6 protein-coding genes are annotated in these 10,182 nt (G+C 70.1%); 2 read left to right on the forward strand and 4 right to left on the reverse strand.

Going from position 1 to position 10,182, the window contains the following annotated elements:
* The first annotated feature begins 126 nt into the window (after positions 1-126).
* The gene (locus ABZY11_RS39305; RefSeq protein ID WP_356483765.1) at positions 127-759 is read left to right on the forward strand and encodes an SMI1/KNR4 family protein; all 633 of its coding nucleotides are present in this window, start codon (positions 127-129) and stop codon (positions 757-759) included.
* A 134-nt stretch (positions 760-893) separates the two neighbouring features.
* Here ABZY11_RS39305 and ABZY11_RS39310 read toward each other — a convergent pair whose 3' ends face one another.
* The 4 genes from ABZY11_RS39310 to ABZY11_RS39325 form a co-directional block, all read right to left on the reverse strand.
* Complete coding sequence (locus tag ABZY11_RS39310; RefSeq protein WP_356483766.1) at positions 894-1,754, reverse strand: hypothetical protein; 861 nt, start codon at positions 1,752-1,754, stop codon at positions 894-896.
* 1,198 nt (positions 1,755-2,952) lie between these two features.
* A complete protein-coding gene (locus tag ABZY11_RS39315) occupies positions 2,953-3,531 on the reverse strand; it encodes a hypothetical protein (protein WP_356483767.1) in 579 nt (192 codons plus the stop codon).
* 731 nt (positions 3,532-4,262) lie between these two features.
* A complete protein-coding gene (locus ABZY11_RS39320) occupies positions 4,263-8,687 on the reverse strand; it encodes a trypsin-like peptidase domain-containing protein (RefSeq protein WP_356483768.1) in 4,425 nt (1,474 codons plus the stop codon).
* A 78-nt stretch (positions 8,688-8,765) separates the two neighbouring features.
* Positions 8,766-9,155 carry a CU044_2847 family protein gene (locus tag ABZY11_RS39325; RefSeq protein WP_356483769.1) on the reverse strand — a complete coding sequence of 130 codons (390 nt, stop codon included), beginning with the start codon at positions 9,153-9,155 and terminating at the stop codon, positions 8,766-8,768.
* 150 nt (positions 9,156-9,305) lie between these two features.
* Here ABZY11_RS39325 and ABZY11_RS39330 point away from each other — a divergent pair, with 150 nt between their 5' ends.
* Complete coding sequence (locus ABZY11_RS39330) at positions 9,306-9,764, forward strand: hypothetical protein (RefSeq protein ID WP_356483770.1); 459 nt, start codon at positions 9,306-9,308, stop codon at positions 9,762-9,764.
* The last annotated feature ends 418 nt before the right edge of the window (positions 9,765-10,182 follow it).

The following is a 10,182-nucleotide window of genomic DNA, read 5'->3' on the forward strand; positions in this document are numbered from 1 at the left end:
GGCAGCGATGCGTGAGCACGTTGCGCGGCCCGCCGCGTCCTCACCTCCCGTGCCGTGCGGACAGGGGAACAGTGGCGCCGTGGCGCGCGTTGAGCGACCAATAACGACAAGAACGGAGCAACAGCGTTGACACGATCGGTACATGAGAGCCTGGCGATCCTCCACGGCGCCGCCGGAGACGGAACGGTATCGGTCACGGCATCGGGGCCTGCCCCGGCCGAGGTCGTAGCGAAGCGGGAGACGGGCCTCGAGCCGCACGTCGGAACCGTCAACTGGACGGCACCCCCCAGTTACCGGGCCTTCCTCGCCTCGCACAACGCGCTCACCTGCCAACGCGAAGTGGACGGTTTCTGGATGGAGTTCGACATTGTCGACGACGAGGCCATGGTTGAGCTGAACGCCGACCTCGTGCACCTGCCGGAGGACGTGGGCCGCGGTGACGGCCGTCTGCTGTCCACGAACCACCTGGTCGGGTTCGCCGCCGACGGGGGCGGTGAGGCGGTCTGGTGCTTCGACGTCACCCGGCCGGACGTGGACGGCGAGTACCCCGTCCACTACCACCACCAGGACGCCCCGGCCGGGCTCGCACGCTTCGTCGACGGCGGCGCATGGGAGTTCCCGGACGAGGCATCGCCCGCCTTCCCCTCGTTCGCGGCCTGGCTGAGCACGATGACCGCGGCCTTCACCGCACCGAAGCCTCCGAGCTGGGTCCAGGACCTGGGGGCGCCGGTTCTGAGGTTGCAGGGTGCCGCGCGCTGACAGAACATCAGAGACTCGCAGTACGCCGTATCTTCGACGCACTCCGGAGCAACTATCGGATGCCAGAAGAGCAGGACGGAGCCCGAGCCCGGCGCTGACTGCCGTCAGCGCCGGAGAGGGTGACGATGCCTGAATCAGCCCTCCACACACAGCACACCGGCAAGGAAGGATACGCGTGGCGGGAGCACCGGTGACCGGGGGCTGGCCGTCGGGCGGACTCCCGCTCGACGCCCGGCGGATCGGGTCGGCGTACGAGCGGGTGCGACCGGCGCTGACGACGGATCCGCTGTTCGTCGAGAACGCCGCCGACTTCGACGGCGACGTGGAGAACTCGACCGGAGGATGGCCTGCCCGCCCGGCCACTTGGACGCCGGCACGCTGTGGGACTGGCTCGACGGAGCCGACCAGCACCGGTGGGCGGGCCTGCGGGTGCCGGCCGACGCCTGCGCCGGGGTGACGGCCGGTGTGAACTCGAAGTAGGCGGAGTGCGCCCAGGGGCCGGATCTGGTCTCCCCGCGCAGCTCCTGATGGACCCCGGTCAGCTCGACCACCACCGCGCCGGAGCAGTCGTAGGCGTATGACCACAGGTGGAGGGTGAGGTGGCCGGTGTGCAGGTATCCGTACTCGGCCGTCCACAGCCCGATCAGGAACCGCGCGGAGTGCTGACCGCGCGGTGCCGCGAGCGCCAGCGCCTCGAACAGGGCGCGGGCCGACGCGGGTTGCCGGTGAAGCCGGTCCAGCGGCCACTCCACCATCGGCGCGGGTACGGGCACGGTGTGCGACAAGCAGAGCATCGCGTGGCCCTCGGTTTCCACGGCGGCTGCTGTGCCCGCGCCGAGCAGGTCGGCGGCTGCGGCGAGCAGGCCCGGGGACTGCTGACGGCGACCGGCGGTACGCTGCGGCGCCGGCCGCTCCAGCAGGAAGTTGAACCCGGCGACCAGCGGGCCCTCCTCCTGTGTGAACAACTCACCGGCTGCGGGGCGAACACCCACCACCTGGGAGTTCTCCCTCAGACGGGGTTAGCCGTCACCCCACTTGTTGAGTATGTCCATCTGCCACAGTCCCCGGTCGCCCACCTACCCCAGGCGCACCGCCCAGCGGTCGTCCTGGTCCCTGTGCCGCCGGGCGGGCAGCCGTGGCGTGGGGTGGGTGCCCCACCATGTCGTGATTCCCCAGTCACCCAACCGCAGGCACCGACCTGCACCGCTCAAGTTCGAAGACCCCGATTGTCACAGGCACCTCCTACAGTTCCACCATGAGCGAATCACCCACCCGAATACCGGTCGACGGCGGGCCGCTGCCCATCGACATTGACGCGCTCCGGGCGATTGCCCGGGAGATGCCGTACGGCTGGGCACCTGGCTCGACAACGTCCGCAAACGCGCCGACAGGCTCACCGAACAACACCGAGCCGACCTGGATGCACTCGGGATGCGCTGGTAGGGGTGGGTGTGCAGGAACCGTCCTTTGACCGGGCGGGGCTGTTCTTCGCTGTTTCGCCGGACGTCCTGATGCCGCTCGGGCCAGTCTGGGTGCCTGGGTAACAGCTGGAGGGGTGCGGGTGTCTGATGGTGGCGGGGTTGTCCGTGTCGGCGGTGTGGTGCCTGGGGTCTTTCGTGTCGCTCCTCTTGCCGGGGAGATGACGTCGTCGCTGATCGGCCGTGTCGCGGCCTCCTACGGGATGGAGGCGAAGGCTCTGTGGTCGTGCTGGCGGCGGCGTGGTTCGCGGCCCCGGCATGAGGGCGGGGGTGCGCGGGCGGATGGCGAGGTGGTGCTGAACGCGGCTGGGCGGGAGGTTCTGGCCCGGTTGTGCGGGGTCGGGCAGGAGGTGCTGGGGCGGGCGTTGCCGTCCTGGGGACGGGAGGATGCCAAGTTCCCCGCCGGGGAGGGCGGGGAGCCGTTGGCGGTGTGGCGTGCCGGGGGTGCGGTGGTGGGGCCTGTCGCGTTCGGGTGCCGTCTGTGTACGGCCCGGCGTACGGGGGCGCAGGTGCGGGTGGTGCGGTACGCACCGCGGTGGGAGCGGGTGTGTGTCCGGCATGGACGGTGGCTGCTGGACGCGGACGCCGACCAGCCTCACGAGTACCTCGATCTGCGGGGTCTTCCGGAAGTAGCCGCGGCGCAGCGGCGGTGGGCTGGTGTGGTGCGTCGTGCGGTGCGGGCCGGTGTGGGGTCTGGGGAGGTGTTCGGGCTGGCTTATGCGGTGGTGGTGCGGTGGTGGGAGGGGGCGTACGGGTGGGAGCGGGAGGAGATCTGGCCACGGCGCCTGCACCTGGTCGCGGGCGGTGACGCCGGGGATGACCTGGAGTGGTGGCGGGTGGTGGGGCGGGATGCGGTGATCTTCCCGGAGGTGGTGGCGGTCGCGGATGCGCTGCTGGACCCGGCCATGGCGCAGACTGGTGTGGGCGGCTCGCGGAGTGCGGCCGCGTGGCTGACCAGGTGATGGGACGTCAGAAGCGCCACGATCAGGTCTCGGACACCTTCACAGCTCGGCCCGGTCGTCGGCGTGACCCCCAGGTCCGCGGCGTCCATCCCGGCCTCCAGCGGCGACCGTGTGCCGCGCGGCGCGGTCCGCGCCAGGGCACTCGTCACGGCGTCGGCCGCCGCGAGCACCACGGCCGCCTGCTGCGGGTCGTCGGCCGCCTCCCGCCCAGCGCAGTACGCGAATACCGGCAGCACGCGCTGGAGCGCCGCCCGCAGCTCGGCGGCGCGGTCGGCGTCGGACGGGTCCTGGCCGTCGTCGGCGTGCCGGCGGGGCGGGCGAGCGCCGGTCACAGGGAGTCCCGGTGCCCCGTACTCAGGGGTCGGTGCGGAAGCAGTCATGCCGCCAGCGCAGCACACCCCACGCCCATGACGCGCGGCGCACGGCCACACGTCACCGGTACGGGCGACCGGCCACGAGCACGGCCGACGTGGCAGCGGCTCCGCGCGGATCGCGGCGTCGTCTGCGAGGAGCCCCGCCCCGAGCCCGGTCCGGGACCGCCGCCCGGGCGGGTGAATCGGGGTCTCGCGTACGCGGGCGCGGATCTGATCGAGCACGCCCAATTAGCAATGAAATCAAGCTAGTTGACATGCTTTGTGGTGGTCTGTCACGGTTCCGTGCGCCGAGTCGGGCCAGCCGGGTGCCCGAGGGACCGTGAGGAGATCACCATGGAAACCTTGAACCTGTCGCAGATCGCTCAGCGTGCGGGCGTGACCCGTACCGCCGTCGTCAACTGGCGGCGCCGGCACCCGGACTTCCCGGCGGCGGTCGGCGGCACCACCGAGCGTCCCCTGGTACGGGCCGAGGAGGCCAAGCGCCGCCGCGGCCTGGGCGCAGAGGTAGGCGCGCTGGTCGGCGGACACCGTGCGCTGACCGAGGCGCCGTGGTACCCCTCCCGCCCCGGTGACCGGCTGATGCTCACGCTGGAGGCCGCCGAGCACGGGCCGCGCACGACGGAGCTGTACGAGGTGGTCGCGGGCGGGGACGGCCTGGAGCTGCGCCTGGTCGAAAGGCGCTTGCAGGCTCAGTCCTGCGCGGGGTCGGGGCAGATTCTGTTCGGCAACTCTCCGGAGAGGGCCGTGCGTTCCTCGGGGGTGAGCTCCCGGCCGACGACGCCGCAAAGGTGTTCTTTCCAGAGCGCGGGGTCGATCCGGAAGAGCGTTGGCGAGCGTCCGGCGTCGGGGGCGTCGTCGTACAGGTCTTCCAAATCGTCCTCCACCGGTATGCTCAGCAGGGTTCTGCCGTCCTTGGTGGCTTCCTGGAAACGCTGGACCCTCGAGAACACGAAGGTGTCCCGGTACTCGGGATCGTCGGCCCGGAGACGGACCATGGTGTTCTCGTAAGCGAGGAAGAATTCGGATCCGCCGGAGGACCCCATGGTCCAGCGATGAGGCTCGAGCGGTCCGAACGGCCCCAGCACCTTTCTCGGCGGTGCCCCCTTCTCCACGGACCAGACTTCGACGATCCTGCCGGTGGTGAGCACCGCCATGTAACGCGTGTCCGGCAGATACTCCGCGGTAAGCAGGTCCTCGGCGAGGCGGATGCGCTGCTTCCGGTCCTCCCGTCCCGTCCGCAGGTCGATGGTGTGTACGTCGGGCTCTCCCTGCACACTCACCGTGACATATGCCGGGTCCGGATGGGCCCCCATGGTGAAGAACGGGGCCTCGGCGCTACTGAGCCTGAGGCTGGGAAGTTTTACGGCGGACGAGAGACGGCGCCCTTGCCGTGCGTCCCAGTACTCGAGAACCGAACCTGACAAGGTGACCACCCTGTCGTCGCTCTGGAACAAGATGTCGATCGTGCCAGGTTCTCCGGTCGCCTCGTCGGGGGGCGGCGCGGACACGGAGAACTGGCTGATCCGACGCAGGGAGGGCAGGGCGCGGACCGTGATCCTTTTGCGGTCCGAGACATCCGCCACCAGGGTTTCCTCCTTGTCGGTGACAAGGGGCTGCTCCTCGGTGGGCGGTGTTCCGGAAATCTCGGCCTGGGCGAGCGTGCGGGCCCCGGGCCTCGTCTCCACGATGCGGAGCGCTTTGCCGCCATCGCTGCGGACCAGCATCCGGTCACCGTCACCGAGCAGCACCGGATACCCGTGTGCCGGCCTGGAGGGACCGACGGACATGCTGATGCCCGTGACCGTGCGGCCCTCGGCGAATGGCATCGTGGTTTCCGACCCGGACATCAGGAGGGGCAGGCGTTCGACGCCGATCGAAGTGGAGAGTTGCTGGCGGGGCACCAGCCGTTCCGGCGCCGCGTCACCGTGGACCGCGATTCGGAACCAGCCACCCGAGTCGTTCGTGGTGTCCTCGACGACGAAGTAACGGCTGGTGGTGTCGAACTCCGGTTTCTGGCAGGACGACCGTTTGAGCCCTTGGCTGCGGAGGACTTTGCCGTCCGACACCCGGATGGCCTGGTAAAGGCGGACGTTCTGCCCCTTCTTCTGGCAGACGACAGCCGTTCTCCCGTCCCAGGAGACCTCGGGAATGGAGTAGAAGTCATGGGCCAGTTCACGGACGGACCCGGTGGCGACATCAATGGCCAGCAGAGAGGAGCGCTCTCCCCCTCCCAATTCGAATTTGAGACCCTTCCACGCGACCAGGGTTCCGCTGTCCGCGCCGAACCAGATCCAGCGCACGTCGGTGATGGACCCCGGTACTTCGTGAGGACGGCCGCTGGAGAGATCCCACACCAGAAGGGGCAGTCCTTCGGGCACCTGGGAGGCTTCCACCAGGAACCGCGAGTCGGGAGAGAACCTGGATCTTTTGGCTGCGAGGATGGCGCCTTCCTTGTTCCGTGCCTGTGCATGCCGGAGCAGGTGGGCCGGGCCCGCCAGGTGCTTCCCGGAAGTGGTCACCTCGTGCCAGGCGAGGAGCGCGTCGGCTTCGCGCAAGTAGGCGATTCTCCGGCCGTCGCCGCTCACCTGAGGGTTGCGGACTTTTCGGCCCAGCCGCAGGTTCTCCTGTCGCACTCGTCCGTCGTCGGAGCGGACGAACAGGGTCGCGCGGCCGCCCACGGTGGTCACCAGGGTCACCTTGCCGTCCGCGCTCATACTTGCCTGGTCGATGTCTGAATCCAGTCCGGACAGGACCCACTTCGCCTTCATCATCTCCGAGTACCGTCGCATCAGCGCGTTGCGGGCCTCCTGCGTCGGAGAGGTGACGTAGCCCGCTATCGCGGCCAGAGCGGCTTGGGAGGGATTGGTCTCGGCCAGCTCGTCCGCCTGCACCGCCAGCGTCCTGGACCGGCCTTCCGCTGCCCGCTCCTCGCTCACCTGGTACTCCTGGACGAAGAACATCCCCAAGGCGGCGATCAACGCGAGAGCGAGGCTGCCGGCCGCCCAGGCCAGCCGAACGTGCCGCTGCCGGGCACGGAGCTGTTGTTGTACCGCGCGGCGCTGCCGGGCCGCGCGGTCGAGGAGTTCGGTCTCGGCCGACGTCAGGTCATCGGTGCGCCCGGCGAGACGGCTCTCGAGGGAGCTGAGGTGTACACCCCGCGGCAGGAGCTCGTCAGCACGGCCCGCGCTCTCCCAGCGTTCCCGGTCGTGCTGCAACTCCGTGCGCGCGGCGAGGAAGTCCCGGTCCTCACGCACCACTTCGGACAGAGCGGGCCAGGCCCTGATGAGGGCTTCATGGGCGAGTTCCACACTTTCCGGCACACCGGCTCCGCCGTGGAGCACCAGCAGACGCTCGTCCTTCCCGGCGAACAGCACGGCCAGGCGCCAGCGCTGCTCGCCGGCCTCCGTCCGGGTCAGGACCCGCCGCAGTGCGGGGGCGCCGCTGCCCGGCACCACTCGTACCAGTCCGGCGAGGAGCCGCCGCGCGTGCGTGACGGCTTCCGTGGGGTCAGGGATCTCCTGGGAGTTCGGGGAGCCGGTCTCGGTTACGGACAGGACGTATTTCCGCCATGCCTCCTCCGCGTGCCTGCGCAGTGCGCCGGAGACGCCGCCGGCCCTCTCGTACGCCTCGACCCTCAGACGGCCGCCCGACTGCTCCTCCCACAAGTGCCGCAGGACGAAGCCGAGGAGGGGGAGAGCGCCGGGCTCACCACCGGCGTCCTCGAGGATGCGGCGTGCCAGCCCCGGCTCGTAGGAGACACCGGGAACGCGGTCCACGGGGCGGGTGATGACGGCCTGGAGCTGCTCCCGGGACATCGGGGTCAACGGCAGGACGGCTCCCCGCTTCAGCACCGGTCCGAGGTGCTCGTGACTGAGGGCGGCGTCAACGAAGTCGGCGCGCAAGGTGAGCAGCACCCGCATTCCGGCGGTGCGCCGGGCGGGGAAAAGCACCGACAACAGGGCCGTGAGGTCCCCCTCGGGCAGGTCGAGCAGAGCCTCGGCCTGGTCCAGTACGACGAGGAGGTCGGTGGTGGCACTGCCGGTGAGCCGGTGGACGGTGTCCGCGAGGCCCGCCCCGGTCAGCCAGTTGACGGCCCGCTCGACTCTGATGGCTCGCGGTGGCCCGAACCGTTCCTGGCGTGCCAGTTCGAGGAGCTCGACCGCCAGGGCACCCACCGGACGGGACGTGCGGCCGCAGTGGACGACCACCACCTCGTGGCCGGCACGGCGCATGACGGGCGCCACACCCGCGAGGGCGAGAGAGGACTTGCCGCACCCCGAGGGTCCGCACAACGTCACCGACGCACGGTCGCCGCGCAGTGCGGTGACCACGGTCTCCGTGTCCTCCTCGCGGCCGAAGAAGACCTCGGCGTCCTCCTCGCGGTAAGGCTCCAGGCCACGGAAGGGCGTCGGGGCCAAGAGCACCTCAGCGAGAGCGGGGATCTCGTCGGCGAGCGCCCCCAGGTGCAGCATGTACGCCTGTTGATCGTCCCGTACCGGCTCCGCGGCCACGATCATGCCGACGACGGCGCCGAGGGCGTTGTCCCAGACCGGGCTGCCGCTGAAACCGCTGGTGACACGGACTGTCTGCCCGTCGGCCCGGGACAGCTGTACCCAGCCCTTCCCGGCAGGGCCGAGGAGACTGCCACGCTGCCACACGGGTCGGTCGGAGCTGCTGGTGAAGCCGACGATGCGGGACCCGTGTTCCCACAGACGCCGGGACAGGCTGGTAGGCAGCGGCCTCGCCCCGGGTGCCGGTGCGAGCAGCCGAAGCACGGCCACATCGCCGCTCCGGTCCTCCCGGATCGGCACCCAGTGCGCCACTTCTGCTTCGATGTCATGCCCCGGGGCTCCCGGCCCTGCGAGGAGCGGCATATCGAGGGTGACACGGGCCCCGGGGAGCACCTCGGTGTCGCGAGGTTTCCCGAGCGCGTCGCACACCACATGGGCGCAGGTGAGGACGAGCCCGTCGCCGACGAGGAATCCGGTACCGGCGGAGTCGCCGTGCCTGTCCCGGAGACGGACCGTCCCGGAGGCGAGGATGGTGTCGGCGTCCTCGTGTTCGCCGTGCCCGGCTCCGGCCGCAGTGCGGCCGGATTCGTTCTTGTCGTACACGGGGCCTCCTCGGAGCGGTGATGGAAGCGGGAGGGGTGCTGGCAGTGCGACGGCGGGCCCTGGCCTGCCCCGCGGGACTCAGCTCCTGGAGGCGGGGCCGCCCGCCGGGCCTCGGCCCGCGGACTCCGGGCCGGGTACGGATTCCGGCACCGCGTTCGAACCGGCGGGGCTGTTGTGCCAGGTGAGGCTGACGGAGAAGTTGGCCTCCGCAGAGGAGCCCGCGACGAGGACCTTCGCATCGGCGGAGAGCGACATGCCGAATTCGAGGGTCGCCTCGTCCGGCGGCCGGAGCATGCCACGGCAGCGGCCGACGAAGGCGTCCGCAACCGGCCGTGCGACATCCAGCATCTGTTCCAGGGATTGCTCGGCCCGGGCGACGGCACGGCTGCCGCGTCCGACGCGCACGACGTCCTCCCCGGCGTCGTTCACCTGCACTCGTACGACCTCGCCGCCGCTCCCCAGCGGCACTTCGACTGTGTACAGGGCTTGACCTTCCGACAGCGGCATGACGTTCCCCGATCGTGAACTGAGCCTCCGGGCCCCTGAGTTAGGCGGCTCGTGAGGTGCACGGAGAGGCTATCTGGCTGTGTGCCGGGAGTCACATGGTAGACCGGGGAGGTGTGTCGGCGTCCCGCTGCCCATGCCCGGGGCCTGGCCGCCGTCCCGGCCCGGCTCACCACCCACGACGTCAACATCCGCGGCATCAACTTCACCCGCTACCGCGAGGAGTGCCTGCGCGAAGGCATCGATCCGCACACCGCCGTCAAGGTTGAAGCTCTCCGTTTCGGGCTGCTGGGGCAGCGGCTCGACGACGCGATCGAGAGCCTGGTCGACGACGTTCGGCAGTGGAACATCGAGGCCCGTACCGAAGAGGTTGAGCGGGAACTTCTGCGCTCCCTGCAAGGAGCGGTGCAGAAAGTCGTCCAGCGCACCGCAGACAAGCTGCCTGCCGCCGACGACGAGAACCAGCAGGACCCGTGCACCACGCGTGTTGCATTCGATAAAGTGCTCGCGACCGCTCCTGAGCTGCGGAAATTCCAACCGCACAGTCCTGGCGCCCCGGAGAAGGTGTGGTGACTTCGACGCCTCGGGGGCCGACATCGAGCGGGACTGGGTGGCCCGCACGGATTGCTGGAGCCACGTGGAACGGGTCCTGCTCACCCACGACCAGGTCCGCGAGTACGAACTGCCCGCGGCTGCGGGGAAGGCCGGCGACCCCGCGCTGGGCCGGGTTCGCGCGCCGGTACGGACTCGACCCCGGCCGGCCGGTGCAGTGGGAGGTCGAGGCGCTCGACCCGGCCGAGCTCCAGCGCCTGGTCCTCGCCGCCGTCGCCCCGTACATCGACCAAGCCGTACTCCGTGACCGCATCGCGGAGGAAGAACGGCAACGGAGGCTGCTTAGCTTGTATTTAAAGGTTTGACTTTGGCGTGGCCTGCGGAGTCGTGTCCGTTCTGTTGTGTTTCTTGCCAACGGGGTGGCGGGGTGCGGGGGTTG

Source organism: Streptomyces sp. NPDC006510 (assembly GCF_040611955.1).
Lineage (GTDB): Bacteria > Actinomycetota > Actinomycetes > Streptomycetales > Streptomycetaceae > Streptomyces.